19 protein-coding genes are annotated in these 20,238 nt (G+C 68.4%); 8 read left to right on the forward strand and 11 right to left on the reverse strand.

The window, feature by feature from the left end; genetic code table 11:
- Positions 1 to 67 precede the first annotated feature (67 nt).
- Entirely contained in the window at positions 68 to 781 is a 714-nt protein-coding gene (gene bdcA, locus ASE22_RS16290) for an SDR family oxidoreductase (protein ID WP_056361904.1), read from the forward strand.
- A gap of 90 nt (positions 782 to 871) precedes the next feature.
- Here the strand turns inward: bdcA and ASE22_RS16295 are convergent, their stop codons facing one another.
- The 5 genes from ASE22_RS16295 to ASE22_RS16315 form a co-directional block, all read right to left on the reverse strand.
- Positions 872 to 1,195 (reverse strand): hypothetical protein, encoded by a 324-nt coding sequence (locus tag ASE22_RS16295; protein ID WP_056361907.1) that lies wholly within the window; start codon positions 1,193 to 1,195, stop codon positions 872 to 874.
- Between the two features lie 44 nt (positions 1,196 to 1,239).
- Positions 1,240 to 2,466: an SAM-dependent methyltransferase gene (locus ASE22_RS16300; protein WP_056361910.1), complete on the reverse strand. Its 1,227-nt coding sequence runs from the start codon at positions 2,464 to 2,466 to the stop codon at positions 1,240 to 1,242.
- 161 nt (positions 2,467 to 2,627) lie between these two features.
- Positions 2,628 to 2,810 (reverse strand): hypothetical protein, encoded by a 183-nt coding sequence (locus ASE22_RS16305; protein ID WP_056361913.1) that lies wholly within the window; start codon positions 2,808 to 2,810, stop codon positions 2,628 to 2,630.
- Positions 2,810 to 4,033 carry a 23S rRNA (adenine(2503)-C(2))-methyltransferase RlmN gene (gene rlmN / locus ASE22_RS16310; RefSeq protein WP_056362508.1) on the reverse strand — a complete coding sequence of 408 codons (1,224 nt, stop codon included), beginning with the start codon at positions 4,031 to 4,033 and terminating at the stop codon, positions 2,810 to 2,812. Before rlmN ends, ASE22_RS16305 begins: the two co-directional genes overlap by 1 nt.
- A 70-nt stretch (positions 4,034 to 4,103) precedes the next feature.
- Positions 4,104 to 5,270, reverse strand: a complete 1,167-nt coding sequence (locus ASE22_RS16315; RefSeq protein WP_056361915.1) for a low temperature requirement protein A — start codon at positions 5,268 to 5,270, stop codon at positions 4,104 to 4,106.
- A gap of 206 nt (positions 5,271 to 5,476) precedes the next feature.
- On the opposite strand from ASE22_RS16315, the gene ASE22_RS27155 reads away from it, so the two are divergent.
- Positions 5,477 to 5,872 carry a hypothetical protein gene (locus tag ASE22_RS27155; protein WP_056361918.1) on the forward strand — a complete coding sequence of 132 codons (396 nt, stop codon included), beginning with the start codon at positions 5,477 to 5,479 and terminating at the stop codon, positions 5,870 to 5,872.
- A 114-nt stretch (positions 5,873 to 5,986) separates the two neighbouring features.
- Here ASE22_RS27155 and ASE22_RS16325 read toward each other — a convergent pair whose 3' ends face one another.
- The 3 genes from ASE22_RS16325 to ASE22_RS16335 form a co-directional block, all read right to left on the reverse strand.
- Complete coding sequence (locus ASE22_RS16325; RefSeq protein ID WP_056361921.1) at positions 5,987 to 7,192, reverse strand: NAD(P)/FAD-dependent oxidoreductase; 1,206 nt, start codon at positions 7,190 to 7,192, stop codon at positions 5,987 to 5,989.
- 153 nt (positions 7,193 to 7,345) lie between these two features.
- Positions 7,346 to 7,888 (reverse strand): RrF2 family transcriptional regulator, encoded by a 543-nt coding sequence (locus ASE22_RS16330; RefSeq protein WP_056361924.1) that lies wholly within the window; start codon positions 7,886 to 7,888, stop codon positions 7,346 to 7,348.
- Between the two features lie 148 nt (positions 7,889 to 8,036).
- Positions 8,037 to 8,462, reverse strand: coding sequence for an organic hydroperoxide resistance protein (locus ASE22_RS16335; RefSeq protein ID WP_056361927.1), 426 nt, complete (start codon positions 8,460 to 8,462; stop codon positions 8,037 to 8,039).
- A 132-nt stretch (positions 8,463 to 8,594) separates the two neighbouring features.
- On the opposite strand from ASE22_RS16335, the gene ASE22_RS16340 reads away from it, so the two are divergent.
- Positions 8,595 to 9,056, forward strand: a complete 462-nt coding sequence (locus ASE22_RS16340) for a MarR family winged helix-turn-helix transcriptional regulator (RefSeq protein WP_056362511.1) — start codon at positions 8,595 to 8,597, stop codon at positions 9,054 to 9,056.
- A 74-nt stretch (positions 9,057 to 9,130) separates the two neighbouring features.
- Here the strand turns inward: ASE22_RS16340 and ASE22_RS16345 are convergent, their stop codons facing one another.
- Positions 9,131 to 9,769 (reverse strand): hypothetical protein, encoded by a 639-nt coding sequence (locus ASE22_RS16345; RefSeq protein WP_056361930.1) that lies wholly within the window; start codon positions 9,767 to 9,769, stop codon positions 9,131 to 9,133.
- Between the two features lie 249 nt (positions 9,770 to 10,018).
- On the opposite strand from ASE22_RS16345, the gene ASE22_RS16350 reads away from it, so the two are divergent.
- From ASE22_RS16350 to ASE22_RS16360, 3 genes are all read left to right on the forward strand, one after another.
- Positions 10,019 to 10,699, forward strand: coding sequence for a response regulator transcription factor (locus tag ASE22_RS16350; protein ID WP_200933110.1), 681 nt, complete (start codon positions 10,019 to 10,021; stop codon positions 10,697 to 10,699).
- Between the two features lie 7 nt (positions 10,700 to 10,706).
- The gene (locus ASE22_RS16355; protein ID WP_056361933.1) at positions 10,707 to 12,050 is read left to right on the forward strand and encodes a sensor histidine kinase; all 1,344 of its coding nucleotides are present in this window, start codon (positions 10,707 to 10,709) and stop codon (positions 12,048 to 12,050) included.
- An 81-nt stretch (positions 12,051 to 12,131) separates the two neighbouring features.
- Positions 12,132 to 14,207, forward strand: a complete 2,076-nt coding sequence (locus tag ASE22_RS16360; RefSeq protein WP_056361934.1) for a S9 family peptidase — start codon at positions 12,132 to 12,134, stop codon at positions 14,205 to 14,207.
- An 87-nt stretch (positions 14,208 to 14,294) separates the two neighbouring features.
- On the opposite strand, the gene ASE22_RS16365 is transcribed toward ASE22_RS16360, so the two are convergent.
- Together ASE22_RS16365 and ASE22_RS16370 are read right to left on the reverse strand one after the other, a co-directional pair.
- Positions 14,295 to 16,844 carry a TonB-dependent receptor gene (locus ASE22_RS16365; RefSeq protein ID WP_200933108.1) on the reverse strand — a complete coding sequence of 850 codons (2,550 nt, stop codon included), beginning with the start codon at positions 16,842 to 16,844 and terminating at the stop codon, positions 14,295 to 14,297.
- A 418-nt stretch (positions 16,845 to 17,262) separates the two neighbouring features.
- Positions 17,263 to 19,035, reverse strand: coding sequence for an AMP-dependent synthetase/ligase (locus ASE22_RS16370; RefSeq protein ID WP_056361937.1), 1,773 nt, complete (start codon positions 19,033 to 19,035; stop codon positions 17,263 to 17,265).
- Between the two features lie 160 nt (positions 19,036 to 19,195).
- Between ASE22_RS16370 and ASE22_RS16375 the strand changes: the two genes are divergently transcribed.
- Positions 19,196 to 19,726, forward strand: a complete 531-nt coding sequence (locus ASE22_RS16375) for a J domain-containing protein (protein WP_056361940.1) — start codon at positions 19,196 to 19,198, stop codon at positions 19,724 to 19,726.
- Positions 19,727 to 19,848: 122 nt separating this feature from the next.
- Positions 19,849 to 20,220 (forward strand): response regulator, encoded by a 372-nt coding sequence (locus ASE22_RS16380; protein ID WP_056361944.1) that lies wholly within the window; start codon positions 19,849 to 19,851, stop codon positions 20,218 to 20,220.
- Positions 20,221 to 20,238 lie beyond the last annotated feature (18 nt).

Raw genomic sequence — 20,238 nt, forward strand, 5'->3', positions numbered from 1 at the left:
AAAACCTCTTGCATCGGCGATTCGATATTTATATAGCGATCACTATAGAAATTGAAAGGAACATCCCATGTCGAATATCGCTTCCCGTAAGGTGGTCGTGCTGGGCGGTAGCCGGGGCATCGGCGCCGCGCTCGTCCGCAGGTTCGCAGGCGCCGGCGACAGCGTCGTCTTCAGCTATGCCGGATCGGTCGATGCCGCCGCCGCGCTGGCCGAAGAGACCAGCGCCAGGGCGGTCCGGGTCGACAGCGCCGACCGCGACGCCCTGATCGCAGCGGTGGCGGCCGAGGGCCCGATCGACGTGCTGCTGGTCAATGCCGGCACGCTGGCGATGGGCGATCCGCTGACGCTCGACCCCGACGCGATCGACGCGATGATCGACGTCAACGTCCGCGCGCCCTATCATGCGGCGGTCGAGGCGGCGCGGACGATGCCCGACAATGGCCGCATCCTGATCATCGGGTCGACCAATGGCGACCGCATCCCGTTCGAAGGCGGCGCGGCCTATGCGATGACCAAGGCGGCGACCCAGGGCATGGTCCGTGGCCTCGCCCGCGACTTCGGCGCGCGCGGCATCACCGTCAATGCTATCCAGCCGGGGCCGACCGACACCGACATGAACCCGGCGACTGGCCCGATGGCGGACACGATGCACGGCTTCATGGCGATCAAGCGCCATGTCCATGCCGGCGAGATCGCCGACTATGCCGCCTTCCTGGCCAGCACGTCGGGCGCGATGATCACCGGATCGCTGCAGACGATCGACGGCGGCTTCTCGGCGTAGAGCGATTTCGCGGCAGATGGAAACATCTGCCGACCCGGACATCGCGGCAGGGGCAGCGCCCTCTCCCGCCTTCGCGGGAGAGCGGCTATTTCAGCCCTGCTTGAACAGCTCGGGATCGTCGAGCCGCATCGGGAAGGCCCAGAGCGGCGTCGACCCCGCCTTCATCGCCGGATCGGCGACCCGCATATAGTCGGCGCACAGCGCGTCCCACTCGGCGACGATCGCGCGGGTCTCGTCCGAGTCGGGGTCGAGCGGCAGCGCGGCCTGCACCCGGGCGTTATAGTCGACCCAGGCGGCGGCATGGCCGTCATGGTCGAACGCCGGGCCCAGCCTCTGCTTGGCCGCCTTCCATTCGGCGAGTTCGTCGCCCACGAAGCATTCGCCGAGAATCCTCTTCCAGGCACCTTCCGCCATCGGCTCTCTCCCCTGTTCGAGAGCAGCCTAGCAGGCCCCGCCGGTCAGCGCGGCAGCGCCGCTTCCTTTTCCGCCATATAGGAACGGGTGATCGGCAGCGCCCGGCGATCGCGGACATACTGGACCTGATAGTTACACAGATTGCCGTGGTAGAAGGCCGCCCGCGCGCCTGCGAGATAGAAGGTCCACATCCGGAAGAAGCGCTCGTCGTAGAGATCGACGATCGCCTCCTTCGCCGCCACCGTGCGGTCGTACCAGCGGTCGAGCGTCATCCCGTAATGGAGGCGGAGCGTCTCGACGTCGGCGACGATCATCCTGGCCGGCTCGCTGGCCGCGACGATCTCCGACAGCGCGGGGTTGTAGCCGCCGGGGAAGATATATTTGAGGGTGAAGGCGTCGGTCTTGCCCGGCCCGCCGAGCCGTCCGATCGTGTGGAGCAGCATCACCCCGTCGTCGGCCAGCAGCTCGCGGCACTTCATGAAGAAGGTCTCGTACTGGGGCACGCCGACATGCTCGAACATGCCGACCGAGACGATCCGGTCGAACCGGCCCTCGAGCGCGCGATAGTCGACGAGCTCGAACTTGACCCGGTCGGACACGCCCGCCGCCTCGGCGCGGGCGCGCGCGACCTTCAGTTGCTCCTCGGACAGGGTGATGCCGAGCACGTCGACGCCCGCGACGCGGTTCAGGTAGAGCGCCATGCCGCCCCAGCCGCAGCCGATGTCGAGCACCCGCTGGCCCGGCTTCAGGTGGAGCTTGGCGGCGATATGCGCCTTCTTGTCGGCCTGCGCCTGTTCGAGATCGTTGTCGGGATCGGTGAAATAGGCGCAGCTATATTGGCGGTCGGCATCGAGGAAGAGATCGTAGAGCCGGTCGCTCAGGTCGTAATGATGCGCGACGTTCGCCTTGGAACGGCTTGCCCAGTTGATGCTCTGGATCTGCGCGCGCAGCCGGTCCCGGACCAGGCTGCGCAGGGTGCCGCGCAGGGTGACCCTGCCCTCCTCCCACTTGCCGTTGGAGCGGACGAGGTCGACGAGGTCGCGGATGTCGCCCTGCTCGATCGTCAGCCGGCCCTCCATGAACGCCTCGGCCGCATGGAGATGCGGGTTGCGGGCGATGAAGGCGGTGACGCCCTTGTCGACGAAACGGATGGTGACGGGTTTGATCGCGGGATCGGGGGTGCCGTAGCGGCGGACCGAGCCGTCCGCCATGATGATGGTCATTTCACCGCGTTTGAACAGGTGGCCGGCGAAGCGGTCGAATAGCGACATAGGTCAGGGTCTCCGGAACCTATTCAACCGCTGCCCGCGAAACGATGCAAGGGGTCATGTGGCGAAAATTTAACGGTTAAACGGAGGGAATATTTCGAAGGCCGCCGCGTAACCGCGCTGATCCCGCCGCTCCGGGCGGGGGTGTGCCACCGATCCTGCCCTCAGCGCAGCTTGGCGATGTTCAGCCCGTCGGCCTTGGCGCGGTCCTTGGTCGATTCCTCGCTGCGCTTGAGCGCCTTGGCGATGGCCTTGAGCGCCATGCCCTTCTTGGCCAGCAGATGCAGCTTCTGGATCTCGTCCTGGGTCCAGGGCTGGCGATGCCGCTCGAAACGATCCCCCGACATCAGCCCAGGGCCGCCTGCTTCTCGGCCGCGAGACGGTCAAGCTCGGCGCGGCTCTTCTTCTCCGACGCCGACTTGAGCTGGCCGCAGGCGGCCATGATGTCGCGCCCGCGCGGGGTCCGCACCGGGGCGGAGATGCCGCCCTTGAACACGATGTCGGAGAAGCGGGCGATCCGGTCGCGGTCCGAACATTGATAGTCGGAGCCGGGCCAGGGATTGAACGGGATCAGGTTCACCTTGGCGGGCAGCTTGTACTTCTTGATCAGCCGGACCAGCTCGCGCGCGTCGTCGTCGCTGTCGTTCTTGTCCTTGAGCATGACATATTCGAAGGTGATGCGCCGCGCATTGTTGGCGCCCGGATAGTCGGCGCAGGCCTGGAGCAGCTCCTCCAGCCCATATTTGCGGTTGAGCGGAACGATCTCGTCGCGCACCGCCTTGGTCACCGCGTGGAGCGACACCGCCAGGTTGACCCCGATCTCCTCGCCGGCGCGCGCCATCATCGGCACCACGCCCGAGGTCGACAGCGTGATCCGCCGCTTCGACAGCGCGAGGCCGTCGCCGTCCATGACCAGCTTGAGCGCGTCGCGGACATTGTCGAAATTATAGAGCGGCTCGCCCATCCCCATCATCACGATGTTGGTGAGCATCCGGCCCTCGGGCTGCGACGGCCATTCGCCGAGCGCGTCGCGCGCCAGCATCACCTGCCCGACGATCTCGCCCGGGGTCAGGTTGCGGACCAGCCGCATCGTGCCGGTGTAGCAGAAGCGGCAGTTGAGGGTGCAGCCGACCTGGCTGGAGACGCAGAGGGTGCCCCGGTCGGCGTCGGGGATGAACACCATCTCGTAATCCTGGCTCCCCTGCCCGTCATTGGCGTCCGAGCGGAGCAGCCATTTGCGGGTGCCGTCGGTCGAGACCTGCGCCTCGACCACCGACGGCCGCGACACGGCGAAGCGCTGTTCGAGCCAGACGCGCATGTCCTTGGCGATGTCGGTCATCACCGCGAAGTCGGTGGCGCCGCGATTGTAGATCCAGTGCCACAGCTGCTTGGCGCGCAGCTTGGCCTGGCGAGGTTCAAGCTGGGCGGTCTCGAGCGCCATCCGCAGGTCGTCGCGCGACAGGCCGAGCAGGTCGATGCGGCCGTCGACCCGCGGCTTCAGGTCGCGCGGAACGGGCACAGGATCGATATGGCCGGGAATCGGCATGGTGAGCGGCTGCGGGTGATTCATCGCCGTCCCATAGTCGATCGCGCGCCGATTTTCCACTGGGCCGCTCGGGGAAGGCCCGGGCGCGGGCGGATCAACCTCGCGCGGTCCGCCGGTGGCCGGCCCAGGCGCGGACGATGGCGGCCAGCACCGCGAGCGCGGCGATCGCCTCCAGCGCGGGAAAGACGAAGGGCAGGACCAGGATCGCGAGCGCGAAGAGCGGCAGGACCAGACCGGCGCCGCCGCCGAGGACGAAGCGGTCGCGCACGAACCAGATGCCGCCCATGTAGAGCGCGAGCGGGATCGCCACCGCGAGGTCGCCGGTGCGCAGCGGCACATGGGCATGGCCGGCGACGATGTCGACCAGCACCGCGAAGCCCGCGCCGACCGCGGCCCCCGCCGCGAAGATCGGCAGATGGCCGTACCCCCATAGCAGCGCGCGGCGGAGCCCCGATCCCTGCAGCTGTTCTTCCTCGCAGAAATAGAGCCACCACATCGCGAAGGTGATCGCCAGCGCCGCCAGCGCGACATGGACGAGCCGGGCGTCGAACCCCTCGCGCGCGGCCGCCTGGAGCGCGAGCGAAGCGCCGAGCAGGATCTCGCCGAGCACGATCAGGGTCAGCAGGCCATAGCGTTCGACGATATGATGGCGGTGCCAGGGGGTCGTGACGCTACGCTCGGCGAAGGCGGGCACGGCCAACTCGAACAGGAAGCCGAGCAGCATCAGCGGCACGAACGCGGTCGAACCGGGCGAACCGATCGCGACGAGCCCCACCCAGTAGAGCTGAACGACGAGGATGCCGCCCGCATAGCGCAGGTTGGTCGTTCGCCGGGCCCGATCCGCCCCGGCGGCGCGTAGCCACAGAAGCGCCATGGCGAGGCGCATCACCACATAGCCGCCGACCACCAGATCGATGTCGAGCGACCGGAACAAGGCGTCGACCCCGGCGGCCAGCGCCAGCGATCCGGCCATGATCACCATCGTCAGCAGCCTGAAGACGACGTCGTCATTGTCATAGGCCGACGCGAACCAGGTGAAGTTCATCCAGGCCCACCAGATCGAGAAGAAGGCGAGCGCGAAACGCAGCACGCCCTGCCCCGCATGCGCCTCGGCGATCGCATGGTGGAGGCCCTCGGCCGCGGTGGCGATCGCGATCACCGTGACGAGGTCGAACAGCAGTTCGAGCGGGGTCGCGGCGCGGTGCGGCTCGGCCGGATCGCGCGGCCGCATCGGCAGGATCGCCCGTTTGCGTTCGCTCATGTCATCGTCCCCCCATCCGCCATCGACCCGCCTCCTGCCTGCCAGCAAGCCGCGCGCAGCGTCAATCGTGGCGGACGGTCTGGCCCCATATCCCGGCTTCGGTCGCGACCGATATGGCGTATTCGACCATATTTCGCTTCCGCCGGTTCCGGCAGGCTGTATAGCGGCCCCGTCGTCGGAACCGCTGTCGAATCCGGAGAGAAGAAGTGACCAAGTCCGCAGCCGAGGTCATGCACGACGTGATCGTCGCGGCCGTGATCGATGGGCTCGGTGCCCTGCGCACCGCATCGAAGGGCGTGCCCAATGCGCTGTTGCGCGATCTGGCCGCGATCCATCCCAACACCACTTTCCAGGATCTGCCGGCGGACCTGCAGGCGTCGATCCAGACCAGCGTGCGGGCCGCCTTCACCAAGCTGCAGTCCGAGGGCTACACCGTGCTCAACCCCAAGGTCGCCGGCGTCACGCCGCGGCCGGCGCCCCGCCCGCAGGCCGGGCCGGGCCGCGGGCCGGGTGGCGGCGGACGTCCCGGAGCGCCGCGCGACCAGCCGCGCCGGCCACGGCCCGATCGCCCGCCGTCGGGCAAGCGGCCGCCGCAGCGCTGAGCGCCGACCGTCCCCGCTTCCGCGGGAATGGCGAGCGGAAAGGACGAAGCGATGCCCCCTTCCCGAAGGAAAGGGGCACCATGATGCTGCGATGCTTCGACCGCCGCCGGGGTCTTACGGGACGATCACATAGTCGGGGTTGGCGATGCCGAACACCGCGTCGCGATCGGGCGCGGGCGGGTAGATCCAGACGCCGTTGATCTCGCGCTTGATCGCCTTGCCCTCGTCGCGGGTGAAGCGGACCTTGCGGTCCCAGCCCTCGGTATAGAGCGCGCCCCATGGTCCGAGGTCGAGGCAGGTGACATATTTGGGCTGGCTGTAGGGATGCAGCGGCAGGCCGACCAGCTCGGCGGCGGCGTTGTGACCGGCGACCCGGCCCAGGCTCATCGCATGCTGGCAGGACATGACGTTGACGTTGCCCTGGTCGTCGGTCGCGACCTGGACCGTGTCACCAGTGACGAAGACGCCCGGCGCCTCGGGGGCGCGGAGGAAGACATCGCCGACCACGCGGCCGAGCGGGTCGTGCTCGCCGGGGATCTTCGCCGCCAGCGGATGGGCGCGCATGCCGGCGCTCCATACCACCGTGTCGGTCTCGATCCGCTCGCCCGAGGACAGGCGCACCGCGCCGGGCTCGACCGCGGCGACGCGGACGCCGGCGCGCGATTCGACCCCCGCCTCGTCGAGCGCCTCGCGGATATGCGGCACCGCCTCGGCCCCCATCGCCGCGCCGATCGTCGCGGCGGTGTCGACGATGACCACGCGGATCGCCGCGTCGGGCCCCAGCGCGGCGCGGAGCCGTCCGGGCATCTCGGTCGCGGTCTCCAGTCCGGTGAGGCCGCCGCCGGCGACGACGACGGTGTTGCGGGCGGGCGTCGCGGGCTCGTCGGCGAGCGCCTTCAGGTGGCGGTCGAGCGCCTGCGCCGAGTCGTGCTGGTCCGAATCGAAGACCAGGTCGATGCCGGGGAGGTCCGGACGGAACAGGCGGCTGCCTGCGGCGAGGACGAAGCGGTCATAGCCGATCGTCTGCCAGCCGCCGTCGCTGGTGCGGACGGTGGCGGTGCGCGCCGCGCCGTCGACCGCGTCGACCAGTCCGGCGATGTGCCGGACGCCGACCGCGGCGAGCAGCGCCGAGATGTCGGGGTTCATGTCGGCGAGCTCGGCTTCGTAGAGGCGCGGCCGGATCGCGACATTGGGTGTGGGCGAGACGATGGTCACCTCGACGTCGCCCTCGCGCCCGGCGAGCGAAACGGCGCGGGCGGCGGAGAGAGCGGCCCACAGGCCGGCGAAACCGGAACCGGCGATCAGGATCTTCTGGGTCATGATGGTCTCCTCTTCATGCTTGATGGTCGCCGGACATGCGGGGGCGTTCCCTGCCGCCGTCGGTCACGGCGCGCAGGGGGGCTTTCTCGGAACGTCCGGCAGGAGCCGAGAAAGAGATCGGAAAGGTCGGAAGGGCCCTAGGGGGCGGTCAGGTCAGCCCGGCGATTCGCGCGCCGCTTTGCCGCCACGGCCGGTGCGGCCGCTCATGCGGCCGCCGAGCCAGGCCTCGACGTCGCCGAAGAAGCCGTCGGGCACCTTGCGCCCGAAACGGGTGGCCACGTCCATCAGCGATTGGGAGGCGAGCGCGTCGCGCATCGCCTTCTCGGCCTGGAGCATCACGCCGTGGACCGCGCACACGCCGTCGGTCGCCCAGGAAGGGGCACCGCCCGCGAACAGGGCGCAGCGGCCGCGCACCTCCTGGCAATCGAACAGCGGCTTGTCGCCTTCGATCGCGTCGACGATGTCGAGGAAGCTGATCTGGTCCGCCGGGCGCGCCAGCCGATAGCCGCCGCGCACGCCCTCGCTCGCCGCGACGAGCCCGGCCTTTTCGAGCTTGGGGAAGATCTTCGCGACGAAGCTGGGCGAGACGCCCTGCAGTTCGGCGAGGTCGCGGCTGCTCAGCGCCCGGTCGCTCGATTCCACGAGCCACAGCAGACAGTGGATGCCATATTCGACACTGGTGGTGATGTGCGCCATAACGCGGACTCATAGACTCCGCGTTTGTTTCGTCAAGTATAAAACGCAGACTAACTTAGTCCGCGTTCCATTCCCGTCCACTCCGGCGGTGGCCGCGAAGGACGAGTGAGTGGAAGGCGGGCGACCCTCGGCCGCCCGCGCGATCCGCTCAGGCGACGCCGAGCTTCACTTCGATATTGCCGCGTACCGCGTGGCTGTAGGGGCAGATCGTGTCCGCTTCTGCGACCAGCGCCTCGGCGGCGGCGCGGTCTACGCCCGGCAGGCTTATCTCGAGCGCGACGGCGAGGCCGAAGCCCTTGTCGGCACGCAGGCCGATGCCGACCGTGGCGGTGACGGTCGCGTCGGCGGGCACCTGTACATGCTGGCCCTGCGCGGCGACGAACTTCATCGCACCGAGAAAGCAGGCCGCATAGCCAGAGGCGAACAGCTGTTCGGGGTTGTTGCCCTGACCGTTGCCGCCCAGCTCCTTCGGCGTGCCGAGGGTCACTTCGAAGCTGCCGTCGGCCGTGCGGGCGCGGCCGTCGCGACCGCCGGTGGCCGTCGAACTGGTGGTGTAGAGGATCTTCGTAGCCATGGTCCTGTTCCTTGTTCGGGGCCCGAAGGCCAATTTAATCTTCCACGATTAGATCGTGTGCGATTTATCTAGGCGAGTCGCGTGACGCTGTCAATGCTTGCGATCATATCGCGCGCGATTTATATCGGGGCGATGACCTCGCCCGCTTCCGGGGCCTCCGGCCCGCTCGACGACATGCTGTGTTTCGCCGTCTATGCGGCGGGCCATGCCTTCAACCGCGTCTACAAGCCCCTGCTCGACCGGCTGGGGCTGACCTATCCACAATATCTGGTGATCTTGGCGCTACGCCACACCGACGGCCAGACGGTCGGCGCGCTGGGCGAGCATCTGTTCCTCGAATCGAACACGCTGACCCCGCTGATCAAGCGGCTCGAGGCGGCCGGCTTCGTCCGGCGGCAGCGCGACACCGCCGACGAGCGGGTCGTGCGCGTCCACCTGACCGACAAGGGACGCGCCGCCGGCAAGGAGGCAAGCTGCCTGTCGCCCGAGCTGTTCGATGCGATCGGCCTGCCGGTCGGCGAGATCGCCGCGCTCCAGCAGCGGCTGACCACGCTCGGCGACAATCTGCGCCGGAGCGCGGAGGAGCGGGGCTGAGCGGGCAGGTTTCCGCCCGGCGACGTCTCCATCGTCCCGGCGTTCGCCGCGAAGACGATGAGCGTGGAGAAACCCTATCGCCCGGCGGTGAAGTCCGGGAAGCCGTAGCTCTGCGCGACCAGCATCGTGTGGGTGCCGGCGATATGGGCGACCACCTGGACCACCTCGCGCGTGTAGCGCAGCAGGTTGTAGGGATTGCGATATTGCGCGCTGATCAGGATGTCGAAGGCGTTCGATCCGTGGATGATGCTGGCATTGACCAGCAGCAGCGGCAGCTTGCCGCCGTCCATGTTCTGCTCGATCCAGACCCGCGAGCGATCGACGATCTCGCTGATGATCCGTTCCTGGCTCGGCTCGGGCCCCTGCCGGTCCACTTCCCAGGCCAGCCGCTCCTCGCGCAGCGAGCCGAGATTGACCGACACCGCAATCATCCCCTGCTCGGGCAGCTGCACCTTGTCGCTATGCCCCGCCGGCCACAGCAGCTCGGACACGGTGCCGTCGCTGATCATCCGGGTGAGCGTGCGCGCCGCGGCCTGGCGCTCGTTATCGGCGAGGGCGACCCCCTCGTCCTTCTCGTAGCCGGCGCGCAGCGCGTCGCTGTCGAGAAAGGACTGGCGGTCGTGCAGCCGCGGAAATTCCGCCGACAAAGCCCGCAAGATACGTTCGGCCGCTCCGATGGAGCGCCCGGCGCCCGATTCGTCTATCCCCCGCATGATCGACTAGTGACGAATTTTTCGCCGTTGTAACAATGGAAAAGCGGCCATCGTCGAACGACGACCGATATCGGGCCGGTGTATGACATATATGCAACAGCAATACGCCCCGTCCGTCCCGCCGCCGCGCCGGAGTCGAAATTCCGCCGAAGTCTGACGTCGAAGTGGCGGCAATGCTGCATTATGGTGACAATCGCGCTTTCGTCGCCGCGGCGCTTCTGCTGGAGCGACGCGCGAAGTGAGGACGCGATGAGCCTGAAGCTGCTGCTGGTCGAGGATGATGCCGCCCTGGTCGCGATGCTCGAGCGCGACCTGCGCGCGCTGGGACATGTCGTCGCGGTGGCGATGGACGGGCGGGCGGCGATCGAGGCGGTGGCGCGCGACCGGTTCGACGCGATGATCCTCGACCTGATGCTGCCGACGGTCGACGGCCTGTCGGTGCTGCAGCGGGTCCGCCAGGACGACATGGGCCTGCCGGTCATCATCCTCAGCGCGCTCGGCCGCCCGGTCGAGAAGGTCGAGGGGCTGGAGGCGGGCGCCGACGACTATGTCGTCAAGCCGGTCACCGCCGCCGAGCTCCACGCCCGGCTCAACGCCATCCTGCGCGGCCGCCGCCAGCCGGCCCAGGACGGCGATACGCTGCGCGCCGGCGACATCGTCGTCAGCCCGGCCCGCTTCCGCGCCTGGCGCGATGGCAAGGCGGTCGACCTCAGCAAGATCGAGTTCAACCTGCTGCTCGAGCTGGTCCGCAACGTCGACTCGATCATCTCCCGGGCGATGCTGCTCGAAAGGGTATGGGGCTATGATTTCGAGCCCGCGACCAACCTGGTCGAGGTCCATATCCGCCGGCTGCGCGCCAAGCTGACCGCGAACGGGGGTAGCGATCCGATCACCACGGTGCGCGGCGTCGGCTATCTCCTGCCCGGATGAGGCGCCGGTGACCGGCCTGCGATCGCTGCGCGCGCTGACCGCGGCGTTCCTGCTGGCGTTCATCGCCGCGACGGGGCTGACCGGCGTCGCGGTCTACCGGGCCACCCACAGCACGATCGCCACGCTGGTCGACCGGCGCATCGCCAGCGTCAGCGGCGAACTGGCGGCGATGGGCACGCACAGCGGCACGCCCGAACTGGTCCGCCAGATCCGGGCGCTGACCGGCGAACGCGACACCGGCGACCTCGGCCTGTTGCTGACCAGCGCCAACGGCCGCGTCCTGGCCGGCAACATCCGGCTGCGGCGCCCGCTGCCCGAGGGCTTCTCGACGGTCGATCGCACGCTGGGCCTCAAGGGCCTGTCGGTCGGCCGCGCGCTGGTCCGCCCGATCGGCGACGGCCTGATCCTGACCGTCGTGGCCGAGACCGAGCCGATCGACGACTATGATAGCCGGCGCGCGCGCATCTATCTGTTCGGCTTCGGATCGATCGTCCTGATCGTCGTCGCCGGCGTCGCGACCTTCGGGCTGGTGATCGGCCGGCGGATCGTGGCGATGCGCCATACCGTCGAGGCGATCGTCGACGGCGACATGCAGCGCCGCGTCCCGGTCGACGGATCGCACAGCGCCTTTGACCAGCAGGCGCACGCCTTCAACGCGATGCTCGACCGGATCGCGGCGCTGATGGCGGAGATCAGCAACGTCTCCAACGACATCGCCCACGACCTGCGCACTCCGCTCGCTAGGCTGCGCGGACGCCTCCAGGCGCTGGCCGGGCGCGCCGGGGACGGCGGCCTCGCCGACGAGATCGAGGCCGCGATCGCCGACAGCGACGAGCTGCTCGCCATGTTCGCGGCGATCCTCCGCATCGCCGAGATCGAGGGCGGCGCCCGGCGCGCGGGCTTCGAGCGGATCGACCTCGGTACGCTCGTCCACCATGTCGCGACGACGATGCAGCCCGCCGCCGCCGATGCCGGCCGGCGCCTCACCGACGGCGAGCCCGCCTATCTGCCGGTGCTCGGCGACCGCCAGCTGCTGGCCCAGGCGCTGATCAACCTCGTCGAGAACGCGATCCGCCACACGCCCCCGGGCAGCCGCATCGGTATCGCCGCGACGCGCGTCGGCGACGCGGCGGCGATCGTCGTCGAGGATGACGGGCCCGGGATCGCCGCCGCCGACCGGACGCGCGCGCTGCGCCGCTTCGGCCGCCTCGACGGCAGCCGGGGCAGCGGCGGCCATGGACTGGGCCTGCCGCTGGTCGAGTCGATCGTGCGCCTCCACCGGGGATCGATGCGGCTCGAGGATGCGGGACCGGGACTGCGGGTGGTGATCGGGCTGCCGCTGGCGCCGTGACCGGGCGGCGCGGTCGCGCCGGGCTTGAGCCCGGCTGCGAAACGCGCCACCCTCGGTCCATCCCAACGCCAGAGGTCCTCCATGCTCAAACCGACCCTCTCCGCGCTGCTCCTCGGAGCGACGCTGCTTTCGACGCCCTCGCTCGCCCAGGGTCCCGTCGCCCCCGTCGCGCCGCCGACCCTCTCGACCCGTTTCGAGGGGAGCGACATCTTCGCGCTGCAGGTCGCGTCCGACCCGCAGATCAGCCCCGACGGCAGGACCGTCGCCTATGTCCGGCGCCAGGCCGACATCATGAGCGACAAGCAGAAGGGCGCGATCTGGCTGGTCGACGTGGCGACGGGCACGCAACGGCCGCTGGTCGCCGATGCGGGCCAGCCGCGCTGGTCGCCCGACGGCAAGCGGCTGGCCTATGTCGCCGCCGATCCCAAGGGCAAGCCGCAGCTGTTCGTCCGCTGGCTGGCCGACGACGCGACGGTCCGCGTCACCCAGCTTCCCGACGGCCCGCAGGCGATCACATGGTCCCCCGACGGCAGGAGCATCGCCTATGTCATGCGCGTGCCGGGCGAGCCGGCGAAGCTGGGCAAGGCGCCCGACAAGCCCGAGGGCGCCGAATGGGCCAAGCCGCTCGAGGTGATCGACCGGGTCGACTATCGCGCCGACGGCGGCGGCTATGTCGAGCCGGGCTACGACCATATCTTCGTCGTCGCCGCCGATGGCGGGCCGCCCCGGCAGCTCAGCTTCGGCGACTATCAGGATGGCGGGCCGCTGAGCTGGACGCCCGACGGGCGCTCGATCCTGTTCAGCGCGGTGCGCAAGCCCGACTGGCAGCACAATGTCTTCGATCCCGAGATCTATGCGCTCGACGTGGCGACCGGCGCGATCCGCGCGCTGACCAGCCGCGCGGGGCCCGACATCGCCCCCGCCGTCTCGCCCGACGGGTCGAAGGTCGCCTATCTCGGCTATGACGACAAGCGGCTCTCCTACCAGAACACGCTGCTCTACGTGATGAACCGCGACGGCAGCGGCGCGCGCGCCGTCACCGCGGGCTTCGACCGCAGCATCGACCGGGTCGACTGGGCCGCCGACGGCCGCGCGCTCTACGCGCAATATGACGAGCGCGGGGTCAACCGCGTCGCCCGCATCACCCTCGACGGCAAGGTCACCGAACTGGCGACCGGGCTGACCGGCACCGGTCTCGACCGGCCCTATAGCGGCGGCGACTTCACCGTGTCGAAGGGCGGCGCGATAGCCTTCACCAGCGGATCGCCGCTGCGCCCGGCCGACCTGTCGGTCGCGAGCGGCGGCCGCACCCGGCAGCTCACCCGCCTCAACGAGGATTTCCTCTCGGCCAAGAGCCTCGGCCAGGTCCGCGAGCTGGCGGTCACGGCGCCCGACGGCCGTGCCGTCCCGGCCTGGCTGGTGACGCCGCCGGGCTGGCGCGAGGGGCAGCGCGTGCCGCTCGTGCTGGAGATTCACGGCGGCCCGCACAGCGCCTATGGCCCGCATTTCTCGACCGACGACCAGCTCTACGCCGCCTCGGGCTATGCGGTGCTCTATACCAATCCGCGCGGCTCGACCTCCTATGGCGAGGAATTCGCGCTGCTGATCCACCATAAATATCCGGGCGACGACTATGGCGACCTGATGGCGGCGGTCGACGCCGCGATCGCCGCCGGGGTCGCCGATCCCGACAATCTGTTCGTCACCGGCGGATCGGGCGGCGGCGTGCTGACCAGCTGGATCGTCGGCAAGACCGACCGCTTCAAGGGTGCGGCGGCGCAGAAGCCGGTGATCAACTGGATCAGCGAGGCGTTGACCATGGACGCGACGCTGTTCACCTCGCGCTACTGGTTCCCGAAGCTGCCCTGGGAGGACCCGACCGGCTATTGGGCCCGCTCGCCGCTCAGCCTGGTCGGCAACGTCAAGACCCCGACCCTGGTCGTGGTCGGCAGCGAGGATTACCGGACCCCGGTCAGCGAGGCCGAGCAATATTATGCCGCGCTGCAGATCCGCGGCGTGCCGACCGCGCTGGTCAAGGTGCCGGGCGCGAGCCATGGCGGCATCGCCGCCCGCCCGTCGCAATCGGCCGCCAAGGCATCGGCGATCATCGCCTGGTTCGACCGGTACAGGACCAGCAAGACCGCCGCGAAGCCCTGACCGGCCAGCGACCGATCGACGACGATCGCCGAACCCGTCCCCGCTTTCGCGAGGATGGGCCGGCGGTCCACCTTCGGTAGAGGGGGATCAGAAGTGGACGGAAACCTCTCCGCCGAAGGTGCGCGGCGGGTTGAGGTTGGCATAGTCGCCCAGCACGCCGCCATAGTTGGTCGAGACCAGCGTGCTGCCGTTATAGTTCGACACCGGCGCAGAGTTCGCCGCCGAACGCCGATAATAATAGGTCGTGTCGAGCAGGTTGCGCGACCATAGCGAGAAGGAGACCTTGCTGTTGCCGCCGACCGCGATGTCGCCGAGGGTGATGCGGCCGTTCACGACGAAGCTCGCATCGGTCCGGGTCGGCTCCAGCTGGAAGCTGTACTGCCTGCCCGAATAATTGCCGTCGAGGTGGAAGCGGATGTTCGCGTCGCTGGCGATGGCGGGGACGGGCAGGACATAATCGATCGCGCCCGACGCCGCGTTCGTCGGCGTGTAGACGATGTACAGCTGCTGCGGCCGGCCGCCGGTGATCGGGTTCACCGCCGAAGGCGCCTTCCAGTGGGTATAGGCATAGGACGCCGTCAGGGTCAGCCCGTCGATCGGCATGACCGCGAGGTCGACCTCGACGCCGCGGATCTTGGTCTTGCCCGCATTCTGCGTCTGCTCGATGTGGCTGCCCAGCGTCGGACTGCCCGACGCGGTATCGTAGAGGTCGAAGTCGAACTGCGTGTTCGAACGATCCATGATGTAACCGGCGACGTTCAGGCGCGCGCGGTGCTGCCAGAAATCCATCTTCGCGCCGGCTTCGTACGACTTCACCGTCTCCGGGCCGAACGCATTGAACTGCTGCGAACGGTCGTTGGCGCCGCCGGCGCGGAAGCCGGTCGCATATTTGGCGTAGACGTGGGTGTCGTTTGACAGGTCGACCGCGAGGTTCAGCATCGGGTCGAAGCGGCTGATGCTGTTCCGGAAGGTGAACGGCTGCTTCGCGTTGTTCACGACGTAGAGCTGGCCGCGGCGGCGATCCTTCGTCCAGCGGCCGCCGGCGGTCAGGTGGACGATATCCAGGCCCTCCGGCGTGTAGGTGACGTTGCCGAACAGCGCGTAGCTATGGTCGTGCGCCTCGCTGGCGCGGGCGATGAAGCGGCAGCTGTTCGCGAATTGCGGGACGGTGGCGGCCAGGCTGTTGATGCACGACGGGTCGGAGGGCTGGTAGCCCGAGTTCGCGCTGGTGACCGTGCCCGACACGATCGGGCTGCGAACCGTGTAGCCCGTGCCGTCCGCGTTCCACAGGTTGCTCAGCGGGGTCGCGGCATATTCGGTCGCATGTTCGGTGTAATAATAGGCGCCGGCCACATAGTCGAATTGATCGACGCTGCCGACGGCCTGGAATTCCTGGCTGAACTGGTTCTGGCGCAGGAAGGAGAGGCTGTAGCGGCTGAAGTTCGCGCCGGGCGAAAAGGTCTGGCGCGCCGCGCCGCCGCTATTGTCCCACTGATCGGTCGAGACGCCGCGCCACGCCGTGATCGAGCGCAGCGCCAGCCAGGGCGCCACGTCATATGTGATGTTCGACGAGACGCCGTGTGTGATGTCGACGCTGGGCTGCTGCGGCACGCCGATATCGGACGAGGACTGGCGCCCGGCGTGCGGGACGACCGCCGGCGCCAAGGGCGCGATACAGGCGGGGCGGGCGGTGCCGGCCGCGATCGTTCCGCCGCACGGAGTCGTCGTGCCCGGCAGGAACAGCGCCGAGCCCGAGGTGGCGCCGTTATACGAGCCGACCGTGTAGCCGTTCGGGTTGTAGTTGATCAGCTGGCTGAAGTTCGGGGTGTTCTCGTCCTTCGCATAATCATAGCTGAAGTCCGCGGTGAGGCCGCTGAACGGCGTCCAGCGCGCCGCGACGCGGCCGCCCTTGCGATCATAATAGTTCCAGCCGGTGGAGCCGGCGAGCGGATCCTTCACGGTCGGATCCTGGTGCTGGTAGACGCCCTCGAACTTCAGGGCGATGTTGGCGAAGGCCGGCAGGTCGACATGCGCGTCGGCGCTGTGGCTGCCGTAATTGCCGACCCCGGCGTCGATGTGGCCGCCGAATATGCCGGTGGGCGCCTTGGTGACGATCGACAGCGCGCCGCCCTCGGTGTTGCGGCCGAACAGCGTGCCCTGCGGCCCCTTCAGCACCTCCATGCGCTCGATGTCGAACAGCGCGGCGTTGAGGCCCTGGGTCTTACCCAGCGCGACCCCGTCGATGTAGACGCCGACGCCGCCGTCGCGGGCGGTCTGGTTCTGGTCATAGGGGACGATGCCGCGGATGCCGATCGTCAGCGCCGACTGGCGCGCCTCGAAGGTGGCGACGCGCAGCGACGGGATCGAACCGTCCGTCAGGTTGTACAGGCTCTGGATATGGCGATCCTCGATGCCCTGGGCGCCGATCACCGAGATCGAGATCGGGGTCTTCTGCAGGTCGGTCTCGCGCCTGGTCGCGGTGACGACGATGTCGCTGAGGCCGCCGCCCGCATCGTCGGCGGCGGCTTCGTCGGCCGGCGCGGCCGTGGGGACGGCCTGTGCAAGCGCCGGCGCGGCGATCGCCAGCGCGGCCGAGGCCGTCAGCAGGCGCAGGTGAAACTGGGTGCGGGACCGCATTCTATAAACCCCTTTGTTGAACTGGTTCGACGGGGCCTATAGGTTTTCGTCACGACACTTATGTTACGATCATAGTAAAGTGCGTGAAATCACCAGTTCATTTTCGCTTCATTTTCAAGTTACTTGGTAGATTATTATCCTATAACATGCTGTCTTCGGGGATAGCCTAAAGTCGGTTCGACGATATATTTTTCGGGGCATCCTTAAAATATTCGGGATGATCGGAAAATTCCTCGCATGTGGGGAATTTTTTCTGCGATCTACTCAAGATGTCGAACGGCGGGCCGTGCGGCGTGCGCGCGCGGATATTACAATATCACGTAATTTTCGTGTCGCGCGTGTAACCGGTGTCGGCGGCGCCGTCCGACTATTGGCCTCGCGAACCGCTTGCGAGGTTCGCGCGGGGAGAGGCTTCCCGCTACCCGTAGAGCGCGTCGATCCGATCGCCATAGACCGCGCGGATCGCGTGGCGGCGGTTCTTCATCGACGGGGTCATCTGTTCGTTGGCGATCGAGAAGGGCTCGTCGGCCACCACGATCCGGCGGACCTTCTCGATCACCGACAGGTCGCGATTGACCCGGTCGACCGCCGCCATCAGCGCGCGGTGGAGATCGGCATCGCCCGCGAGCCGGCCCAGCTCGGGGGACAGGCCGCGCTCCTCGGCCCAGCCGGCGAGCCATTCCTGGTCGGGGACCACGAGGCCGACGACATAGGGACGCTTGTCGCCCGACACCATCGCCTGGGCGATCTCGGGCTGGAGGGTCAGCATGCCCTCGACCTTCTGGGGCGCGATATTGTCGCCCTTGTCGTTGACGATCAGGTCCTTCTTGCGGTCGGTGATCTTGAGCCGACCGCGCCCGTCGAGATGGCCGACGTCGCCGGTGTGGAGCCAGCCGTCGCGGAGCACCCGCTCGCTTTCGGCCTCGTTGCGCCAATAGCCGGCCATGACCAGTTCGCCGCGCACCAGTATCTCGCCGTCCTCGGCGATCCTGACCTCGACCCCCTTCATCGGCGGGCCGACCGTATCGTAGCGGATGCCGGCCTTGGGGCGGTTGCACGAGACGACGGGCCCGGCCTCGGTCTGGCCATAGCCCTGGAGCAGCGTGAGCCCGAGCGAGCCGAAGAACTGGCCGACCTCGGGATTGAGCGGCGCGCCGCCCGAGACCAATGCCTTGATCCGCCCGCCGAAGCGCTTCTGCACCTTGGGCTTGAGCAGCAGGTCGATCGCGAACCTGGCCGGATAGTCGGCGAGCCGCAGCTTTTCGCGCGCGCCCAGCTCCAGCGCCTTGTCGAGCAGCTTCTGGGCGAGGCCGCCCTGCTTCTCGACGGTCTTGATCAGCCGGGCGCGGAGCAGTTCGAACAGGCGCGGCACGACGACCATGATCGTCGGCCGCGTCTCCTCGATATTGGCGGCGAGCTTCTCCAGCCCCTCGGCATAGTAGATCTGCCCGCCCAGCGCGATCGGCAGGAACTGCCCGCCCGAATGCTCATAGGCGTGGCTCAGCGGCAGGAAGGACAGGAACACCTCGTCGCCCCAGCCGAAATCCTCGGCGATGATGTCGACGCAGCCCTCGACGTTGCACAGGATCGCGCCGTGATGCTGGCGGACGCCGCGTGGCGCGCCGCCGGTGCCGCTGGTGTAGATCAGGCAGGCGAGGTCCTCGCGCCGCATGTCGGCGGCGGCGGCCTCGGCCGCGGCGACGTCGGCCGCCGCGTCGCCGGCGAGGGTGGCGAAGTCGAGCGTGCGCACCCCGGTCGCGGGCAGCGGCTCCATGCCGATCAGGAATTCGCAGGTCGAGGAGCGCACGATCGCGGGGAGCAGCACCTGCGCCAGCTTCGCGGTCGAGACGATCGCCGCCCGCGCGCCGCTATTCTCGAGGATATGGGTGTGGTCGCGTTCGGTGTTGGTCGTGTAGGTCGGCACCGTCACGCAGCCTGCGGTCATGATCGCGAGGTCGGCGATGCAGAATTCGGGGCGGTTCTCGGACACCAGCACCACGCGGTCGCCGTCCTTCAGTCCCTGCGCCCGCAGCCCGGCCGCGAGCGAGGCGACCCGGCGCGCGACCTCCGCCCAGCTCAGCGGGGTCCAGGCGCCGTCCTGCTTCGCCCAGAGGAACGGCGCGTCGCCCTTCTCGCGGGCGCGCGCGAAGAACATGGTGACGAGATTCGGAAATCGCTCGAAGGTCCGCATCGTCTCTCCTGCTTCGGCGGTGACGTCCGCTCTTCCCGGCCGCTATAACGCAGAAATCGGGGAATGTACCCCCGATGTTCCCTGCCGATGACGGCCACAGGGCACCGCTTCCGATTCCGCAATGGTCCGTTCAGCCGTTCGGCGCTACAAGGGAAGGCTTATGGCCCGATCTTCTTCCCGTTCGAACGACTGGGGTTTTCCCCGCTGGCGCGGCTATGGCAGCGAGCGCGGCGCGACCAAGGTCCGCATGTGCGACCGGCACGGCTGCGACCAGCCCGGCGATTGCCCCGCGCCCAAATCGCCCAACAGCCCCGAGCGCTGGTATTTCTGCCCGAAGCATGCCGAGGAATATAATCGCAACTGGGATTATTTCGCCGGGCTGTCGGCCGAGGACGCCGCCAAGCGCGAGGAGGACGAGCGCCGCTCCGCCTCCGGCTATGCCGAGCAGGCCCACTATAGCTGGGGCGGCCCCGGCGACGGCCGCTGGACCCGCGACGAGCTGCGCGCCTTCGAGACGCTCGAGCTGGAAACCGATGCCGATTTCGAAGCGATCAAGACGGCATGGCGGCGGCTGGCCAAGGTCAACCACCCCGACGTGAACCCCAACGACGCCGCGGCCGCCGTCCGCTTCCAGGCGGTCCAGGCCGCGTTCGAAGTCCTCCGCCGCGCCGAGGAACGCCGGCCGCGGTGAGGGGCGCCGGTCGCGATTCGGCCCCGGTTCGACCCGATTGCCTCACGGCGCGCTTGCCGATACCATGACTCTACGGCGGTCTATGATGGTTGCGTAACGACCATTCCCGCCGGAGGAGGTTCATGTTGCGTATCCTGTGCGTCGATGACGATGGACTTGTCCTTGCGATAACTTCCGATCTGCTGCGCGCGCTCGGTCATGAGGTGGTCGAGGCGATCGGCGGCGACCGGGCGACGATCGTGATCGACGAGGGCGAAGTCTTCGACCTGCTCGTCACCGACGTCCACATGCCCGGCGGCCCCGGCGGCCCCGACCTTGTGCAACGCGCGCGCCGGACCCGCCCCGACATGCCGGTCATCTACTTCAGCGGGATCGAACAGGTTTTCCTCGGCACCGGCGACCGGGTGCTGCGCAAGCCCTGCACCCTCGGCGAGCTGCAGCAGGCGATCGCGATGGCCACGCCGCCGCCGCAGTCCAGCGCCGCCGCGCTCTGACCTCCGTCCGCCGCTGAT

It is taken from the genome of Sphingomonas sp. Root720 (assembly GCF_001428605.1).
Classification (GTDB): Bacteria; Pseudomonadota; Alphaproteobacteria; order Sphingomonadales; family Sphingomonadaceae; genus Rhizorhabdus.